Origin of the sequence: Streptomyces sp. NPDC097595, assembly GCF_044761525.1 — a bacterium.
GTDB lineage: Bacteria > Actinomycetota > Actinomycetes > Streptomycetales > Streptomycetaceae > Streptomyces > Streptomyces drozdowiczii_A.
Genome location: NZ_JBIWCN010000019.1, coordinates 141,246 through 158,801 on the forward strand (window position 1 = coordinate 141,246; position 17,556 = coordinate 158,801).

The 17,556-nt window shown below is 70.6% G+C and carries 16 protein-coding genes; 11 read left to right on the forward strand and 5 right to left on the reverse strand.

The features are described from left to right. Together ACIQZN_RS26860 and ACIQZN_RS26865 are read right to left on the reverse strand one after the other, a co-directional pair. A complete protein-coding gene (locus tag ACIQZN_RS26860) occupies window positions 1-939 on the reverse strand; it encodes a DUF4429 domain-containing protein (RefSeq protein ID WP_403998837.1) in 939 nt (312 codons plus the stop codon). Window positions 940-1,025: 86 nt separating this feature from the next. After that, the gene (locus ACIQZN_RS26865; protein ID WP_403998840.1) at window positions 1,026-2,237 is read right to left on the reverse strand and encodes an alpha/beta hydrolase; all 1,212 of its coding nucleotides are present in this window, start codon (window positions 2,235-2,237) and stop codon (window positions 1,026-1,028) included. 313 nt (window positions 2,238-2,550) lie between these two features. Between ACIQZN_RS26865 and ACIQZN_RS26870 the strand changes: the two genes are divergently transcribed. Further along, window positions 2,551-2,943, forward strand: a complete 393-nt coding sequence (locus ACIQZN_RS26870; RefSeq protein WP_403998843.1) for a peptidase inhibitor family I36 protein — start codon at window positions 2,551-2,553, stop codon at window positions 2,941-2,943. 80 nt (window positions 2,944-3,023) lie between these two features. Here the strand turns inward: ACIQZN_RS26870 and aceE are convergent, their stop codons facing one another. Then, entirely contained in the window at window positions 3,024-5,765 is a 2,742-nt protein-coding gene (gene aceE, locus ACIQZN_RS26875) for a pyruvate dehydrogenase (acetyl-transferring), homodimeric type (protein ID WP_403998846.1), read from the reverse strand. A 540-nt stretch (window positions 5,766-6,305) separates the two neighbouring features. On the opposite strand from aceE, the gene ACIQZN_RS26880 reads away from it, so the two are divergent. The 6 genes from ACIQZN_RS26880 (at window position 6,306) to ACIQZN_RS26905 (ending at window position 10,988) form a co-directional block, all read left to right on the forward strand. Continuing rightward, window positions 6,306-6,743, forward strand: a complete 438-nt coding sequence (locus ACIQZN_RS26880; RefSeq protein ID WP_403998973.1) for a DUF3052 domain-containing protein — start codon at window positions 6,306-6,308, stop codon at window positions 6,741-6,743. Between the two features lie 240 nt (window positions 6,744-6,983). Next, window positions 6,984-7,442 carry a peroxiredoxin gene (locus ACIQZN_RS26885; RefSeq protein WP_403998849.1) on the forward strand — a complete coding sequence of 153 codons (459 nt, stop codon included), beginning with the start codon at window positions 6,984-6,986 and terminating at the stop codon, window positions 7,440-7,442. 149 nt (window positions 7,443-7,591) lie between these two features. Continuing rightward, entirely contained in the window at window positions 7,592-8,167 is a 576-nt protein-coding gene (locus tag ACIQZN_RS26890) for a TerD family protein (protein WP_026171553.1), read from the forward strand. Window positions 8,168-8,325: 158 nt separating this feature from the next. Beyond that, window positions 8,326-8,901: a TerD family protein gene (locus ACIQZN_RS26895; protein ID WP_018103347.1), complete on the forward strand. Its 576-nt coding sequence runs from the start codon at window positions 8,326-8,328 to the stop codon at window positions 8,899-8,901. A 70-nt stretch (window positions 8,902-8,971) separates the two neighbouring features. Beyond that, entirely contained in the window at window positions 8,972-10,099 is a 1,128-nt protein-coding gene (locus ACIQZN_RS26900) for a DUF475 domain-containing protein (protein ID WP_018103348.1), read from the forward strand. Between the two features lie 154 nt (window positions 10,100-10,253). Next, window positions 10,254-10,988, forward strand: coding sequence for a Tellurium resistance (locus ACIQZN_RS26905; protein ID WP_328900031.1), 735 nt, complete (start codon window positions 10,254-10,256; stop codon window positions 10,986-10,988). A gap of 6 nt (window positions 10,989-10,994) precedes the next feature. Here ACIQZN_RS26905 and ACIQZN_RS26910 read toward each other — a convergent pair whose 3' ends face one another. Next, complete coding sequence (locus tag ACIQZN_RS26910; protein WP_403998854.1) at window positions 10,995-11,807, reverse strand: TerD family protein; 813 nt, start codon at window positions 11,805-11,807, stop codon at window positions 10,995-10,997. Between the two features lie 220 nt (window positions 11,808-12,027). Here ACIQZN_RS26910 and ACIQZN_RS26915 point away from each other — a divergent pair, with 220 nt between their 5' ends. From ACIQZN_RS26915 to ACIQZN_RS26930, 4 genes are all read left to right on the forward strand, one after another. Further along, on the forward strand, window positions 12,028-13,191 hold the full coding sequence (locus ACIQZN_RS26915; RefSeq protein ID WP_403998857.1) for an HpcH/HpaI aldolase/citrate lyase family protein: 1,164 nt from the start codon (window positions 12,028-12,030) through the stop codon (window positions 13,189-13,191). Between the two features lie 66 nt (window positions 13,192-13,257). Continuing rightward, window positions 13,258-15,735 (forward strand): phosphoribosyltransferase, encoded by a 2,478-nt coding sequence (locus ACIQZN_RS26920; protein ID WP_403998860.1) that lies wholly within the window; start codon window positions 13,258-13,260, stop codon window positions 15,733-15,735. Next, the gene (locus ACIQZN_RS26925; RefSeq protein ID WP_403998863.1) at window positions 15,732-16,559 is read left to right on the forward strand and encodes an HAD family hydrolase; all 828 of its coding nucleotides are present in this window, start codon (window positions 15,732-15,734) and stop codon (window positions 16,557-16,559) included. Before ACIQZN_RS26920 ends, ACIQZN_RS26925 begins: the two co-directional genes overlap by 4 nt. A 28-nt stretch (window positions 16,560-16,587) precedes the next feature. Continuing rightward, complete coding sequence (locus tag ACIQZN_RS26930) at window positions 16,588-17,247, forward strand: O-methyltransferase (RefSeq protein ID WP_403998865.1); 660 nt, start codon at window positions 16,588-16,590, stop codon at window positions 17,245-17,247. Window positions 17,248-17,299: 52 nt separating this feature from the next. On the opposite strand, the gene ACIQZN_RS26935 is transcribed toward ACIQZN_RS26930, so the two are convergent. Next, a complete protein-coding gene (locus tag ACIQZN_RS26935; protein WP_403998868.1) occupies window positions 17,300-17,524 on the reverse strand; it encodes a zinc ribbon domain-containing protein in 225 nt (74 codons plus the stop codon). Window positions 17,525-17,556 lie beyond the last annotated feature (32 nt).

Below are 17,556 nucleotides of genomic sequence, written 5' to 3' on the forward strand. Positions count from 1 at the left end.
CTACAGCTCGGCCAGGAGCTGCGCCTTCTTGGCGCTGAACTCCTCGTCGGTCACCAGGCCCGCTTGGTGCAGCTCCCCGAGGTGGTGGATGCGCTCCGCGATGTCGGCCGGATCGCGCCGGGCGGCGGCGGTGAGGGGAGCGGCGGCCGGGGGCGCGGACTGCTTCCTGCGTACGGATTCGAGGACGGCCGCCGCGAAGGGCAGCGACTCGTGGACCGGGCCGTAGCCGAGCCCGAAGATCACCGCCGCGGGGTCCTGGTCGGCCCGGGCGGGCCGGGGTATCACCGGCTGCACGCCCGTGGCCGTCCCGCCCGTCCCGGGACCGGTGAGCCCGCCGGACGCGTGGACCACGGCGTCCGAGCCCTTGGGCAGCAGCCGCAGATAGCCCTCCAGGCCCTCCGGCGAGCGCCACTCGACCCCGCACAGATCCGTGACCGGGAACGTCTGGTCGCCGGCCTTCCACTTCTCCGACGAGGCGCCCGTCCAGAACCAGCGGAAGGAGATCCGCTCACCGTCGAAGCCGGCCCGCCCGTCGTACGCCTTGAACTGCATCGGGGCCTCGGGGGCCGCGACCAGGAAGCGGTCGGCGGGCTCGCCCGCGTCCGCGCCGATACAGGCCCGCAGCTCGTCCGCGTAGTACTCGGCGAGGGTCTCGCGGGCGGCGGGGAGCACCAGGCGGTACGGGTCGCAGCCGTCCTTCAGCTGCCCGGCGGCGGCTTCGAGGAGCGGATCGGCCCCGGGGCGCGGGACGGCGCGCAGCACCACCGTGCCCCGCTTGCCCGGGGTCAGCGTCACCGACGACAGCGCCGCGTGCGGGACGCGGCGCTCACGGAGGCTCTGGAGGAGTCTCGGCGTGCGGATACCCCGTTCGTAGCGGACGAGCACGGAGTCGGCGTCGAACTCCCAGGTGGCATGAATTCCGGCCAGCACATCACCCATGCGCCTCATCGTATGCGGCACTTGCCCGCCCCGTCCCCTCTCGGAGTCGACCGCTTCCGGGGCCGGAGGCGGTGTCTCTACGCGCGTCAGGCTGTCGAGTTGGCGTACACCCCGTCGTTGCAGGTGCTATCGGCCGGCGCGCAGGTCACCGATGTGTACGCGCCAACTCCGATCGCGGCGAAGTTGTCCAGACTCTCCGTGCCCGGCTCGAAGTAGCCGCCGTGACCGACCGCCCTGTCCGCCGAGACGACCCGGGCGCCGAAGCCGTGGTCCACCGGATCCGCGCCGTGTCCGAGGCCCCCGAACTCCAGGTTCGGCACGTCCTCGATCCAGTCGCCGCTGTCCCGCATCGCCCACACGTGCGCCCTGGTGTGCAGCTGACCGGCGTTGTCCGCCCGCATCCCTGGGCTGCCGGCGACCGCGATGTCCTCGACCCGGCCGGGCAGCCTGCTCGCGGCGACCCCGCACAGGACGGAGCCGTAGCTGTGGCAGAACAGCGAGACGGGCGCCGGTCCCGGGAGGGCCCGGACGAGCGCGTCGAGCCGGACCGCCCCGCGCTCGGCGAGGTTGCCGAGGGCGGCGTCCATGCCGATGCCGACGGGCGTGGTGTAGTCGGCCCAGGCGACGACCGCGGTGCGCGTCTCGGGGCTCGCGGCGCGCTCGGCGGCGTACAGCGACTTGGCCATGCCGACGGGCGCGGCGTTGGTCTTGGCCCCGGTGCGTTCCAGGGTCAGCAGATTCGTGTCGACGCCGGGCACGACGAGCGAGATGCGTTGCGCCCGGTCCAGGTCGCCGAAGACCTCGGCGGCGAGCCCGCGCCCCGACGGGTCGAACGCCAGGAAGTGGCGGTCCCGGGCGAGCATCGAGCGGAAGCGGTCCAGGCGGTGCTGGGCCTCGGCACGGCCGGACGCGGAGAGTCTGGTGTCGTGGACGCGTTTGCGCTCGACCGCGCTCGCCTGCCCGATCGCCCGCTTGTTCGCGCGGTAACGGGTGGTGACCGGGGCGCCGTTGAGGTTCCCCACGACGAGCGGGTACCGGTCGGCGAGGTGTGCGCGCTGCGCCGGCGTCAGCGTGGCGAAGAAGTGGGCCAGCTTGTACGGCGCGGTGTCGGCGTCCGGCAGCGGCTGTCCCGCTATCGACCCCTTGGCCCAGGCGGCCAGCGCGAGCGCGCGGGAGTCGCCGGAGCGCTGGTGGTGCACGGCGGTCCAGCCGGTCGTCGCGAGCATCACGAAGACGACCGCGACGGCGAGCAGGGCGCGCCAGGCGGTGAGCGTGGGGGAGGAGTCGAAGGAAGTCACTCCGGACCACCCTAGGAGACGGGTGGAGCCGGTTCGGGAGCGGGGTGACGTACATCACCCGACTGTGCGGAAGGACACGGTGATTGCCTCACCCTGCGTACGGCCTTGCGGCACGCTCCGCGCCTTTCGCGTCAACTCTGTGCGGACTGTCACCTTTCGGGGTGGACCTGGGCCCCAACCCTTCCGATTACTCTCCGTGACGGCGCAGGGTGGATGTCGGGAGATCCACACCGGTGGACGCCCCGCATCAGCTGGTTCCGTCGCATCGGCGGTTCCGCCACGGCAGTTTCATCATCACGGGGGTTCAACTCGCATGCGTACGACCGTCGCCGCGGCCTTCCTGGCCGTCACCGCCCTGTTCCTGCTCGCACCCACCGGGACCACCGCGCCCGCCGAGGCCGCCGCGCCCGCCGCTGCCGTCTCCCTGGGGAACTGCGCGAGCGGGCAGCTCTGCCTCTGGGCCAAGCCCGACTTCACCGGCGCCCGGCAGACCCATGAGCTGTCCACCATCGACATCGAGAGCTGCGTCCCGCTGAAACCGGGCACCACCGCCCAGGCCCTGGCCAACCGCACCGGCCGGCCCGTCACCACCTACCAGTCCGCCGAGTGCCAGGAGACCGGCGAGTTCGAGACGTACCCGGGCGGCGGGACCTGGCTGCCCCGCTCGCCGTACCAGGTGCGCGCCTTCAAGGTGTGGGAGAACTGACCGGGCCCGGACGCGCCGCGGGGCGGCGACACCCTTCCCGGGTCCCGCCGCCCCGCACCGGGCGAGTCTCCGCGCCCGCGTTACGCGTCGCCGCCCGCGGCCCCCGGATCGGCCGAGGACACGTCCAGCAGGTCGTAGCGGTCGACCGCCGTCTTCAGCGCCGACCGGTCGACCTTCCCCTCCTTCGCCAGCTCCGTGAGCACGCCGAGCACGATCGACTGCGCGTCGATGTGGAAGTACCGCCGCGCCGCGCCCCGCGTGTCCGCGAACCCGAATCCGTCCGCGCCCAGCGACTGGTAGGTGCCGGGCACCCAGCGGGCGATCTGGTCCGGCACGGACCGCATCCAGTCCGACACCGCCACGAACGGCCCCTGCGCCCCGGACAGCTTGCGCGTCACGTACGGCACGCGCTGCTCCTCCTCCGGGTGCAGCAGGTTGTACCGCTCCACGTCCACGGCATCGCGCCGCAGCTCGTTCCAGGAGGTCGCCGACCAGACGTCCGCCTTCACATTCCACTCGTCGGCGAGGATGCGCTGCGCCTCGACCGCCCACGGCACCGCCACACCGGACGCCAGGATCTGGGCCGGGATCTCGCCCTTCTCCCCGCCGCTGTAGCGGTAGACGCCCTTCAGGATGCCCTCGACGTCGACCTCGGCGGGCTCCGCCGGGTGCTGGATCGGCTCGTTGTAGACGGTGAGGTAGTAGAAGACGTCCTCGTTCTCCTCGGGGCTCCCGCCGTACATCCGGCGCAGACCGTCCTGCACGATGTGCGCGATCTCGTACCCGAACGCCGGGTCATAGGCCACGCACGCCGGGTTGGTCGACGCCAGCAGCTGCGAGTGCCCGTCGGCGTGCTGGAGCCCCTCGCCGGTCAGCGTCGTCCGGCCGGCCGTCGCGCCCAGCACGAAGCCGCGCGCCAGCTGGTCCGCCATCTGCCAGAACTGGTCACCGGTGCGCTGGAAGCCGAACATCGAGTAGAAGACGTAGACCGGGATCAGCGGCTCGCCGTGCGTCGCGTAGGCGGAGCCCGCGGCGATCAGCGAGGCCGTGCAGCCCGCCTCCGAGATGCCGTCGTGCAGCATCTGCCCGGTCGGCGACTCCTTGTACGCGAGCAGCAGATCGCGGTCCACCGACTCGTACTGCTGCCCGAGCGGGTTGTAGATCTTCGCGCTCGGGAAGAAGGCGTCCATGCCGAACGTGCGGTACTCGTCGGGCGCGATCAGCACGAAGCGCTTGCCGATCTCCTTGTCCCGCATGAGGTCCTTCAGGATGCGGACGAACGCCATGGTGGTGGCGATCGACTGCTGACCCGAGCCCTTCTTCGCCGCCGCGTACGTCTTGTCCTCGGGGAGCGGCAGGGGCTTCGCGCGCACCACACGGGTCGGGACGTAACCGCCCAGGCCCTTGCGGCGGTCGTGCATGTACTGGATCTCCTCCGATTCGCGGCCCGGGTGGTAGTACGGCGGGTTGCCGTCCTCCAGCTCCTTGTCCGCGATCGGGATGTGCAGCCGGTCCCGGAACCGCTTCAGGTCCTCGGCGGTCAGCTTCTTCATCTGGTGGGTCGCGTTGCGGCCCTCGAAGTTCGGCCCGAGGGTCCAGCCCTTGACCGTCTGCGCCAGGATCACCGTCGGCTGGCCCTTGTGGGCCTTGGCCGCCGCATAGGCCGCGTACACCTTGCGGTGGTCGTGACCGCCGCGCCCCAGGTGCAGGATCTGCTGGTCGGACATGTCCTTGACCATCTCGCGCAGCCTCGGGTCGTCCCCGAAGAAGTGCTCCCGGATGTACGCGCCGGTCTCCGTGGCGTACGTCTGGAACTGCCCGTCCGGCGTCGTGTTCAGCTTGTTGACCAGGATGCCCGTGCGGTCCTGCGCCAGCAGCGGGTCCCAGGAGCGGTCCCAGACCAGCTTGATCACGTTCCACCCGGCGCCCCGGAACTGCGACTCCAGCTCCTGGATGACCTTGCCGTTGCCGCGCACCGGGCCGTCGAGGCGCTGGAGGTTGCAGTTGACGACGAAGGTCAGGTTGTCCAGGCCCTCGCGGGCGGCGATGGACAGCTGGCCGAGCGACTCGGGCTCGTCCATCTCGCCGTCACCGAGATACGCCCACACATGCGAGTCCGACGTGTCGGCGATGCCGCGCGCCTCCATGTAGCGGTTCATCCGCGCCTGGTAGATCGCGCCGAGCGGGCCGAGGCCCATCGACACCGTCGGGAACTCCCAGAAGTCCGGCATCAGCCGCGGGTGCGGATAGCTGGAGAGCCCGTTCGGCGCCTTCGACTTCTCCTGGCGGAACGCGTCGAGCTGCGCCTCGCTCAGCCGGTCCAGCAGGAAGGCGCGGGCGTAGATCCCGGGCGACGCGTGCCCCTGGAAGAAGATCTGGTCGCCGCCCAGACCGTCGTCCTTGCCGCGGAAGAAGTGGTTGAAGCCGACGTCGTACAGCGAGGCCGAGGAGGCGAACGTGGCGATGTGGCCGCCCACGCCGATCCCCGGACGCTGGGCGCGCGAGACCATCACGGCCGCGTTCCAGCGGGTCGCGTTGAGGATCTTGCGTTCGATCTCCTCGTCGCCGGGGAAGAACGGCTCGTCCTTCGTGGCGATCGTGTTGACGTAGTCCGTGCTGCGCATCTCCGGCACGGCGACGCGCTTCTCGCGCGCTCGCTCGATGAGCCGGAGCATGAGATAGCGGGCCCGCTCACGGCCTCGCTCGTCGACGGCGGCGTCGAGGGAGTCGAGCCATTCCTGGGTCTCTTCGGGATCAAAATCCGGGACCTGACTCGGAAGGCCGCCAATGATGATCGGGTTGCGATCGGATCCGGAAGCCACGCTGTTCCTTCGCTGTTCGGTGCTGCGCTTCGGGGCCTGTTACGGGAGTCCTGCCCCCGGACATGAGGATGTGTACGCCAACCCCATCGTGTACCGCCGAAACGCGTACGTCATCTCTACCGAGAGGTAACCGCGAACGCGTCCCCGACCCGGTTCCGCCGGGGCGGATGGACGGCCGCCGAGTGGGTATCGGTGCAGGCAGAAGGTGTCGGACAGGGTGGGGCAGGCAGGATGAGAGGGGACGGAACGCAACCATACGCCCAAGGCGTGCAAGTGTTCCCAAAAGCTGCTCGGCTCCGAATGCCGGACCGAAACGGCATAAGCTGTCCAAGGACGTAGGACGCGACAGGAGTGGAGGAGGACGCGGCCCCTCGCAGTGAGGCTGCCTGAAGGACGGCGACGTGACAGGAAACGTCACCGTTTAGGCGGTCTCGTACGCTGGGTACTTGCGCGATCCGCCACTCCCGTGTGGACTACGGCCAACGCCCCGCGCACGCGCGTGGCTGAAGCATTTTCCGAAACATGATCAGGAGGCAACCCGTGAGCGCGACCGCGGACCACGCGGAGGAGCGGACCAACCCGGCGGCACGCCTGGGGTTCGAGCCCGGACAGGTGGTCCAGGAGATCGGCTACGACGACGACGTCGAGCTGGAGCTCCGTGAGGGCATTGAGGCCATTACCGGCCAGGATCTCGTCGACGAGGACTACGACGACATCGCTGACGTCGTCCTGCTGTGGTTCCGCGACGAGGACGGCGACCTTACGGACGCGCTGGTGGATGCCATTGGTCTGGTCGAGGACGGCGGCGTGGTCTGGCTGATGACGCCCAAGACCGGCCGCGACGGATACGTCGAGCCGAGCGACATCAACGAGGCCGCCCAGACCGCCGGGCTTGCCCAGACCAAGAGCGTCAACGCGGGCAAGGACTGGTCGGGAAGCCGCCTCGTCACGCCCAAAGCGGCCAAGGCCAAGCGCTGACCCCACCAACCCCTGAAGGCCCCCGACGGCATCGCGCCGGCCGGGGGCCTTCGTACATCCGCTTCGTACATCCCCTTCGTACTCCGCCGCCTCGCACACGCGTGTCCCGGTTACTCACTGGCTTGATCCGCTCGTACGCGGGAAGCTTTCCCGGGTGCCGCACGGGCGCCCGGGGGGTCTGCGTAGGGTGGGGGTCACCCGGACAGCCCAGCCCGGTGACGTAGCGAAGGGACGCGTTTCATGGCGATCGAGGTCGGCACCCAGGCCCCGGATTTCGAGCTGAAGGACAACCACGGCCGGACCGTGAAGCTGTCTGAATTCCGTGGCCAGAAGAACGTGGTGCTGCTGTTCTACCCGTTCGCCTTCACCGGCGTCTGCACGGGTGAGCTGTGCGCGCTCCGTGACGAGCTGCCCACGTTCGAGAACGACGACACGCAGCTGCTGGCCGTGTCCAACGACTCGATCCACACCCTGCGCGTCTTCGCCGAGCAGGAGGGCCTGGAGTACCCGCTGCTCTCCGACTTCTGGCCGCACGGCGAGACCTCGCGGGCCTACGGCGTCTTCGACGAGGAGAAGGGCTGCGCGGTGCGCGGCACCTTCATCATCGACAAGGAGGGCGTGGTGCGCTGGACGGTCGTCAACGGCCTGCCCGACGCGCGCGACCTCAACGAGTACATCAAGGCGCTCGGCGCGCTCTGATCCGGCTCCGGGCGGATCGCGGGCCGAACCGGGGCGGAAAGCCTGTTTCGGCCGGGAACCGGTCACTAGGATCCACTCGTTGATCGGATGTCAACACGACGTGGAGGCGCCGGCACCGGCCGGCCCCCAAGAAACCAATGGGAGGACTCGTGGGAGTCAGCCTCAGCAAGGGCGGCAACGTCTCGCTGACCAAGGCAGCGCCCAACCTGACCGCGGTCATCGTGGGTCTCGGCTGGGACGCCCGTACCACCACCGGCGGGGACTTCGACCTCGACGCCAGTGCTCTGCTGACGAACGCCGAGGGCAAGGTCGCCAACGACGGCAACTTCGTCTTCTTCAACAACCTCAAGAGCCCCGACGGCTCCGTCGAGCACACCGGTGACAACCTCACCGGTGAGGGCGAGGGCGACGACGAGGTCATCAACGTCAACCTGGCCACGGTGCCGGCCGACGTCGACAAGATCGTCTTCCCGGTCTCGATCTACGAGGCCGAGACCCGCCAGCAGAGCTTCGGCCAGGTCCGCAACGCGTACATCCGCGTCGTCAACCAGGCCGACAACAGCGAGCTCGCGCGCTACGACCTGTCCGAGGACGCCTCGACCGAGACCGCCATGGTCTTCGGCGAGCTGTACCGCAACGGCGCGGAGTGGAAGTTCCGCGCCATCGGCCAGGGGTACGCCTCCGGTCTGCGCGGCATCGCGCAGGACTTCGGCGTCAACGTCTGACCTGCCCGGGGCCCCGGCCCCGGCACCAGCATCTCCGTCCGGCGCCGCACCACGTGCGGCGCCGGACGTGCTCGACGGACAGTTCTTCCGGCCGTACGGGTTCGGCCGGCCGCTCCGTCCGGTACAAAGACGGTTCATAGACTCGGGGAGGACACACCATGGGCGTCACGCTCGCCAAGGGAGGCAATGTCTCCCTCTCCAAGGCCGCACCCAATCTCACCCAGGTGCTGGTCGGGCTCGGCTGGGACGCACGATCCACGACGGGGGCCGACTTCGACCTGGACGCCAGCGCGCTGCTGTGCCAGTCGGGCCGGGTCCTCGGCGACGAGTGGTTCGTGTTCTACAACAACCTCACGAGCCCCGACGGTTCCGTGGAGCACACCGGTGACAACCTCACGGGTGAGGGCGAGGGCGACGACGAGTCGATCATCGTGAACCTCACGCAGGTGCCGGCCCATTGCGACAAGATCGTCTTTCCGGTCTCGATTCATGAGGCCGACAATCGCGGCCAGACATTCGGCCAGGTCAGCAACGCTTTCATTCGCGTCGTCAATCAGGCCGACGGTCAGGAACTCGCGCGCTACGACCTCACCGAGGACGCCTCCACGGAGACCGCGATGATCTTCGGCGAGCTCTACCGCTACAACGGCGAGTGGAAGTTCCGTGCAGTTGGTCAGGGGTACGCATCGGGGCTCCGGGGCATCGCTCTAGACTTCGGGGTCAACGTTTCGTAAAGCCGCGCACGGCGCGGGGGAGCCCCGTGCACATCGGGGGAGACCCGTTACATACATGATGGGGTAGCCAGTGCTTCTGAAAACCTTCGGGTGGTCGTTCGCGATCACCGTGATCGGCCTTGTGGCCGCGTGGTTCTACGGGGGGTGGGAAGCCTTCGGTGTGGTGGCGATCCTTTCCGTCCTGGAGATCTCGCTGTCCTTCGACAACGCCGTGGTCAACGCCGGAATCCTGAAGAAGATGTCCGCCTTCTGGCAGAAGATCTTCCTCACCATCGGCGTGATCATCGCGGTCTTCGGTATGCGGCTGGTCTTCCCCGTCGTGATCGTGGCCATTACCGCGAGTCTGAACCCGATCGACGCCATCGATCTCTCGTTCAACGACCCGGACCGCTACAAGGAACTGGTGACCGACGCCCACCCGGCGATCGCCGCGTTCGGTGGCATGTTCCTGCTCATGATCTTCCTCGACTTCATCTTCGAGGACCGTGACATCCAGTGGCTCCGCTGGATCGAGCGCCCGCTGGCCAAGCTCGGCAAGGTCGACATGCTGTCGGTCTGCATCGCGCTCATCGTCCTGCTGATCTCCGCGATGACCGTCGCCACCCACGCCCACCAGCACGGCGGCGGACATGTGGACAAGGCGGAGACCGTCCTGCTCGCCGGTATCGCCGGTCTGATCACGTATCTCATCGTCGGCGGGCTCTCCGGCTACTTCGAGGACAAACTCGAAGAGGAGGAGGAGCGCGAGCACGAGGAGGAGGAAGAGGCCAAGCGGAGCGGCAAGAAGATCTCCGCGGTCGCCCTTTCCGGCAAGGCCGCCTTCTTCATGTTCCTCTACCTGGAAGTCCTCGACGCGTCCTTCTCGTTCGACGGCGTGATCGGCGCCTTCGCCATCACCAACGAGATCGTGCTCATGGCGCTCGGCCTCGGCATCGGCGCCATGTACGTCCGTTCGCTCACGGTCTACCTGGTCCGCCAGGGCACCCTGGACGACTACGTCTACCTGGAGCACGGCGCGCACTACGCGATCGGCGCGCTCGCCGCCATCCTGCTCATCACGATCCAGTACGAGATCAACGAGATCATCACCGGTCTCGTCGGCGTCGTCCTGATCGCCTGGTCCTTCTGGTCCTCCGTCCGCCGCAACAAGGCGCTGGAGGCGGAAGAAGGCAAGAGCGAAGTGACCGCCGGGGTGTGACCCGGTAGGAATTGAGGGAACGCTCTCTGCGGGGCGGCTCGTACGGCAACGGCTCCGGGACACACCCGGAGGCGGCCCGGAGCCGCCCCGCAGTGGTGCGTGCGTCGTATGCGCCGCGTGCGACGGGTGAGGGACCGAGAGGGCGGGGTCGGGGATGGCGTTCTGGAACAGCCTGTGGCCGGGGCGGGAGTCACAGTTCGAGTCGGGCAGCGCGGCCACCAACTCCATCGTGCTCACCCGGCGGCACGCCACGGTCTCGCTGACCAAGCAGGGGGCGCTGAGCGGCAACCTCCGCGTCAACCTCTCCTGGCGCATGCGCACCTCGGACATCGGGGGCCGCTCCCGGCAGAGCGGCCGGCTGCTGCGCCCCTTCAAGCTCTTCCAGCCGGAGGCCGTCCAGGCCCACACCCAGGGGATGGTCAACGTCGACCTGGACCTCGGCTGCATGTACGAGCTGGCGGACGGCACCCGGGGGGTCGTGCAGCCCCTGGGCAATCTGCTCGGCGATCTGAACGGGCCGCCCTACATCAGGCTCAGCGGCGACGACCGCTTCGGCGCCCCCTCCGGCGAGACGCTGTACGTCAACCTCGATCAGCGCGAGCACATCAAGCGGCTGCTGTTCTTCGTCTACATCTACGACCAGACGCCCGCGTTCGACCGCACGCACGCCAAGGTGACGCTCTACCCCGGCAACGGGCCGCGCATCGAGATCGAGCTGGACGAGCGCGCCCCGCAGGCCCGCTCCTGCGCGGTGTTCACGGTGGAGAACATCAAGGACGAGCTGATCGTGCGCCGCGAGGTGAAGTTCGTCTACGGCTTCCAGTCCGAGCTGGACCGGATGTACGGCTTCGGCATGCAGTGGGGGCGCGGCTACAAGAGTCGCGCCTAGGTGTCCTCAGGGCCGTATGAACTGCGGGCCCTGCGGGGGCAGCACGAAATTCGGGTCGGGAGCGGGCGCCGCCGCCGGTGCGGGCTGGGGGTAGCCGTAGGCGGGCTGCGCCGAGGCCGGCTGGGGATAGCCGTACGCGGGCTGCGCTGCCGGGGCCGCGGTGGGCTGCGGATAGCCGTACGAGGGCTGCTGGTGCAGCACGGTCGCCTGCGAGTCCGGTACGGGGGCGGGCGGGACCGAGGGCGGCGCCGGGGCGGGCTGCCGGGGCTCGGGCTCGGCTTCGTCGACCGAGATGCCGAACGCGGTCGCGAGGCCGATGAGCCCCGTCGGGTAGCCCTGCCCGACCGCCCGGAACTTCCAGCCGTCGCCGCGCCGGTACAGCTCGCCGCAGATGATCGCGGTCTCCTCGCCGGTCTCCGCGCGCACGTCGAACACGGCGAGCGGTTCGCCGCCGGCCCCTGCGGCGTCGTAGACCAGGATGCGCAGATCGCGTACGGCTCCGAAGGCCGCTCCGTCCGAGGACGCGGCGATGACCACCTGGTCGACCGAGGGGTCGAGCGCGTTCAGGTCGGCCTCGATGGTGTCCGTCAGGCCCTCGGGCAGGCTGCGCTTGGGCAGCCTGCGCACCAGGCCCGAGGGGTGGCGCGGCTGGTTGTAGAAGACGAAGTCCTCGTCCGAGCGCACGCGCCCGCCGGCGCCGAGCAGCAGGGCCGAGGCGTCCACATCGGGGACCCCGGCGCCCGGCGTCCAGCGCAGCACGGCCCGTACGGCCATGGCGTCGAGGGGGACGTTCGAGCCTTTCACCATCGCGTGCGTCATGCCGGTCATCCTGCCTGCTGGCGGCCCGCGCGGACAACGCGGGGGCGAGGTCCGTGTCCCCGGCGCCGGGCGGATTCACCCACTCCGCCACCTTTGAAATTCGTGCGAAACGGTCATGACACCCGGAATTCACCCAGGCTGGGAACTGCCGACACCCGTTCGTACGTACTATTACCGGCCACACGTTGTCCGGTCGGTCAGAGAGTACGGGGGGAATTGCATGCGTCATTTCGGGCATATTGCAGCGGCTGCGAAGGACGGGCTCTTCTTCCAGGAACCCTGTGCGTTCGACGCGGACTCGCCGGCCCCCCTCCTCTCCGCCGCCCTCGGCGCCACGCTCTACAGCCCCGCCACCCGCCCCCGGCTCGCCGACGACATCGTCAAGCTGGCCGGGCGCGGAGTCGTCTCGATGGTGCTGTGCCTGGAGGACTCGATCGACGACTCCGAGGTCGCCGGGGCCGAGGAGAACCTGGTCCGGCAGTTCGCCGACCTGGACGCGCGCTCCATCGAGCTGCCGCTGCTGTTCATCCGGGTCCGCGAACCGGAACAGATCACCGACCTGGTGCGCCGCCTCGGCGCGACCGTCCGGCTGCTGTCCGGCTTCGTGCTCCCCAAGTTCACGCGCGCCCGGGGCGTGCCCTTCATGGAGGCCCTGACCAAGGCCGAGGCCGCCGCGGGCCGCCGCCTCTTCGCCATGCCCGTCCTCGAATCGCCCGAGCTCCTGCACCTGGAGACCCGCCGCGAAACCCTCCGGGGCATCGCCGAGACCGTCACCGCGCACCGCGACCGGGTCCTCGCCCTCCGCCTCGGCGTCACCGACTTCTGCTCCGCCTACGGGCTGCGGCGCTCGCCCGACATGACGGCGTACGACGTCCGCATCGTCGCCCACGTCATCGCGGACGTCGTCAATGTGCTCGGCCGGGCCGACGGGACGGGCTTCACGGTCACCGGCCCCGTCTGGGAGTACTTCCCCCGCCAGGAGCGCATGTTCAAGCCGCAGCTCCGGAACAGCCCCTTCCAGGAGAACCGGGCCGAGTCGCTGCGTACCGCGCTCATCGCGCACGACCTGGACGGACTGCTGCGCGAGATCGACCTCGACCGGGCCAACGGGCTGCTCGGCAAGACCTGCATCCACCCCTCGCACGTCGCCCCCGTGCACGCGCTGTCCGTGGTCAGCCACGAAGAGTTCAGCGACGCCCAGGACATCCTGCGGCCCGAGAGCAACGGCGGCGGGGTGCTGCGCTCCGCGTACACGAACAAGATGAACGAGGTGAAGCCCCACCGGGCCTGGGCCGAGCGCACCCTGCTGCGCGCCGAGGTCTTCGGCGTGGCCCGGGAGGACGTCGGCTTCGTGGACCTGCTGGCGGCCTGCCTCGCGGAGTGAGCGGGACCGGCGGGACGATCGGAGAGGGACACCGGCGCCGAGCACGGCACCGGGTCCGACAGGCGAGTGGAAAGAGGGACTGCGGACGTGGTGTGGTCGGGTAGCTGGGTGGCGGAGCGACTGGGCGTCGGGCTGGTGGGCGACGCGGAGCTGCGCGAGCTGCTGGGCCTCGCCCTGCGGCGCAACCCCAAGCGGGCACACCTGCTCGTGTCCAACGTCCTCGGCAAGCACGTGCCGCAGCGCCCCTCCGTGGTCTACGGAGCCGGCGTCGAGCTGGGCCGCCGGGTGCGGGCCCTCCTCGGCGAGGACGGCGCCCGGCGCGCGGTCGTCGTCGGCTACGCGGAGACCGCCACCGGCCTCGGCCACTCGGTCGCCGACGGCCTCGGCGCGGCACCCTACCTCCACTCGACCCGCAGGCCCGTGCCCGGCGTGGCCCGGGCGGGCGGCTTCGAGGAGGCCCACTCGCACGCCACCTCGCACCTGCTGCTCCCCGAGGACCCGGAGCTCCTGGCGGCGGCCGGGCCCGGCTCGGCGCTGGTCCTGGTGGACGACGAGTTCTCCACCGGCAACACCGTCCTCAACACGATCCGCGACCTCCACGCGCGCTACCCCCGCGACCACTACGTCATCGTCGCCCTGGTCGACATGCGCTCACCGGCCGACCGGGGCCGCCTCACCGCATTCGCGGCCGAGATCGGCGCCCGCGTCGACCTCATCGCCCGCAACACCGGCACGGTCACCCTCCCGGACGGCGTCCTGGAGAAGGGCCAGGCCCTCGTCGCGGAGCGGGAGGCCCGAGCGGAAGCCCCCCAGGACGGGCCCCCGCACCCGCGCCCCCACACCCGCCTCGACCTCCCCTGGCCCGCCGGTGTCCCCGACGGCGGGCGGCACGGCTTCACCGAGGCCCACCGCGCCCTCCTGGAGCCCGCCCTCCCCGCCCTCGCCGACCGCGTCGCCCAGGCGCTCGGCGACGGGCCCCGCCGCGTCCTCGTCCTCGGCTTCGAGGAGCTGATGTACGCGCCGCTGCGCCTGGCCACCGCCCTGGAGGAGCGCACCGACGCCGAGGTCCGCTACTCCACGACCACTCGCTCCCCGGTCCTCGCCGTGGACGACCCCGGCTACGCGATACGCACCCGGCTGGTCTTCCCGGCCCACGACGACCCGTCCGACGGCCCCGGCGAGCGCTACGCGTACAACGTGGCCGGCGCCGGCTTCGACGCCGTCGTCCTCGTGGTCGACTCCACCGCCGACACCCCGGCCCTGCACGCCCCCGGCGGCCTCCTCGACCGCCTCGCCCCGCACACCGCGCAGGTCCTGCTCGCGGTGATCCCCTCGTACGTACCGGGGGCGCCCGCCTCCGAACGCCAGGAAGAAGCCCCCATGCAGCTGCCCGAGCCCCTGCGCGGCCCCGCGTTCTCCTCGTACGCGCCGGACGAGGTCGGCTGGCTGCTCCAGGACCTCTCGGACACCCGCCTCGAAGCGCCCACGGAGGAGCGCGAGGAGGCGATACAGAGCGGGGGCGCGCACTACGCGGAATCGCTCCCCGTCGAGTACCAGCCCTCCGCCGCGTACCAGGAACTGTTCAAGAGCGCCCTCGCGGTGTCGGCCGCCCGCATCGCCCGCGCCGTGGGCACCGTCACAGAGACCGTCCTCGCCGAGCGCGGCCCGCGCCCGGTCCTCGTCTCGCTCGCCCGGGCCGGTACGCCGGTCGGCGTGCTGATGCGCCGCTGGGCCCAGGCGCGGCACGGCATCGACCTGCCGCACTACGCCGTCTCCATCGTGCGCGGACGCGGCATCGACGCCAACGCGCTGCGCTGGCTGGCCGAGCACCACGACCCGGCCGACGTCGTCTTCGTGGACGGCTGGACCGGCAAGGGCGCGATCACCCGCGAACTGGCCGCCGCAGTCGCCGAGTTCGAGAAAGCCGGGGGAGTGGCGGGCTTCAACCCGGAGATCGCGGTGCTGGCGGACCCGGGCGGCTGCGTGCGGACGTACGGCACCCGCGAGGACTTCCTCATCCCCTCCGCCTGCCTCAACTCCACGGTGTCCGGCCTCATTTCCCGTACGGTCCTGCGCGCCGACCTGGTCGGCCCGGACGACTTCCACGGCGCGAAGTTCTACCGCGAGCTGGCCGGCGCCGATGTCTCCGGCCTCTTCCTCGACACGGTCGCCGCACGCTTCGACGAGGTCGCGGACGCCGTGGACGCCGAGGTGAAGGAGCTCCTCGCCGCCGACCGGGCCCCCACCTGGGAGGGCTGGGCGGCCGTGGAGCGCATCAGCGAGGAGTACGGCATCCACGACGTCAACCTCGTGAAGCCCGGCGTCGGCGAGACCACCCGGGTCCTGCTGCGCCGCGTCCCCTGGAAGATCCTCGCCCGGCGCGGCGCCGGCCCGGACCTCGACCACATCAGGCTCCTGGCCGAGCAGCGCGGCGTACCCGTCGAGGAGGTCGACTCGCTCCCGTACACCTGTGTCGGGCTCATCCACCCCAAGTACACGCGCGGGGCGACCGGCGCCGACGGCAAGGCGGTGGAGTCCGCGTGACGGCCTCCCCGGTCACCCTCGTCGCCAGCGACCTCGACCGCACCCTCATCTATTCCTCGGCCGCCCTCCAGCTCACCATGGAGGACGAACGGGCGCCGCGTCTGCTGTGCGTCGAGGTCTACGACCACAAGCCCCTCTCGTACGTCACCGAGACCGCGGCCGGTCTGCTGGCCGACCTGACCGCCGCCGACTCCACGGTGTTCGTCCCGACGACCACCCGTACCCGCGACCAGTACCACCGCATCCGGCTCCCGGGCGCCCCGGCCGAGTTCGCGATCTGCGCCAACGGCGGCCACATCCTGGTGAAGGGCGAGTCCGACCCGGACTGGCAGCGGACCGTGGCCGACCGGCTCGCCGACGAGTGCGCCCCGCTCGCCGAGGTCCGCGCCCACCTCGTCGCCACCGCCGATCCCGCGTGGCTGGTCAAGGAGCGCGTCGCCGAGGACCTGTTCGCGTATCTCGTGGTCGACCGCGCCGAACTGCCCCCGGAATGGACGAAGGAGCTCGCCGCCTGGGCGGAGGCGCGCGGCTGGACCGTATCGCTCCAGGGCCGCAAGATCTACGCCGTACCGCGCCCGCTCACCAAGAGCGCGGCCATGCGCGAGGTCGCCCGGCGCACCGGCGCCACGCAGACCCTCGCCGCCGGTGACTCCCTCCTGGACGCGGACCTCCTGCTCGCCGCCGACCAGGGCTGGCGCCCCGGCCACGGCGAACTCGCCGACGCGGGCTGGAACGCCGACCACGTCGAGGCCACCGCCGAACGGGGCGTGGCGGCGGGCGAGGAGATCCTGCGCCGCTTCCTGCGGGCCTCGGAGGCCGGGTAAATCACGCGGGCGACCGTAGAGTTGTGCGATGACCAAGGGAAACTCCACCAAGATCACCGATGAGCTGTACGCGTACATGCTGGCGCACAACCCGCCCCTGGACGCCGTACAGCGCGAACTGGTCGAGACGACCTACGCGCGGCTGCCCGAGCACGCGGGCATGCAGTCGGCCGAGGAGCAGGGCCCGCTGCTCGCCTTCCTCGTCCGGCTGACCGGCGCCCGGCACATCGTGGAGGTCGGCACCTTCACCGGCTTCTCCGCCCTCGCGATGGCCCAGGCGCTTCCGGCGGACGGCCGGCTGATCGCCTGCGACGTCTCGGAGGAGTGGACGGCGTACGGCCGCGAGGCGTGGCGGAAGGCGGGCGTCGCCGACCGCATCGACCTGCGCATCGCCCCCGCCCTGGACACCCTGCGCGCGATGCCGGAGGAGCCCCACATCGACTTCGCCTACCTGGACGCGGACAAGGGCAACTACATCGCGTACTGGGAGGAACTGGTGCCGAGGCTGCGCCCGGGCGGGGTCATCACCACGGACAACGTGCTGTTCCACGGCCGCGTGACGGACTCGGACGCGACGGGCGCGGCGAAGGCCATCCAGGAGTTCAACGACCACGTCTCGGCGGACGCGCGGATGGACAGCGTACTGCTGACGGTGTCGGACGGGCTGACGCTGTCGCGCAAGCGGTAGCCGCCCGGGGGCGGCGGGGCTCCCGGGCGTCGGCGCGTCCGGCGGTGCTGGTTCAGCCGCAGCAGCCTCCGCCGCCGCAGCAGCCGCCGCCCCCGCCTCCCGTAGAGGGCGCGGGGCGGGAGCCGCCTGCCGTGCCGCCGACGGCGACGGTCGAGAGCAGCTTCACGGTGTCCTCGTGCCCGGCGGGGCAGGAGGCGGGAGCGGACGACTCGGCCATGGGGCGGCTGAGCTCGAAGGTGTCTCCGCAGGAGCGGCAGCGGTACTCGTAACGAGGCATGACGCCAGGTTATCGGCGCCGGGCCCCGGGCT

Bases quoted from the DNA above. Each gene is read 5' to 3' on its own strand.
- ACIQZN_RS26860 (WP_403998837.1), bottom strand. From the start codon at position 939: ATGGGTGATGTGCTGGCCGGAATTCATGCCACCTGGGAGTTCGACGCC.
- ACIQZN_RS26870 (WP_403998843.1), top strand. From the start codon at position 2,551: ATGCGTACGACCGTCGCCGCGGCCTTCCTGGCCGTCACCGCCCTGTTC.
- ACIQZN_RS26885 (WP_403998849.1), top strand. From the start codon at position 6,984: ATGGCGATCGAGGTCGGCACCCAGGCCCCGGATTTCGAGCTGAAGGAC.
- ACIQZN_RS26895 (WP_018103347.1), top strand. From the start codon at position 8,326: ATGGGCGTCACGCTCGCCAAGGGAGGCAATGTCTCCCTCTCCAAGGCC.
- ACIQZN_RS26905 (WP_328900031.1), top strand. From the start codon at position 10,254: ATGGCGTTCTGGAACAGCCTGTGGCCGGGGCGGGAGTCACAGTTCGAG.
- ACIQZN_RS26910 (WP_403998854.1), bottom strand. From the start codon at position 11,807: ATGACGCACGCGATGGTGAAAGGCTCGAACGTCCCCCTCGACGCCATG.
- ACIQZN_RS26915 (WP_403998857.1), top strand. From the start codon at position 12,028: ATGCGTCATTTCGGGCATATTGCAGCGGCTGCGAAGGACGGGCTCTTC.
- ACIQZN_RS26930 (WP_403998865.1), top strand. From the start codon at position 16,588: ATGACCAAGGGAAACTCCACCAAGATCACCGATGAGCTGTACGCGTAC.
- ACIQZN_RS26935 (WP_403998868.1), bottom strand. From the start codon at position 17,524: ATGCCTCGTTACGAGTACCGCTGCCGCTCCTGCGGAGACACCTTCGAG.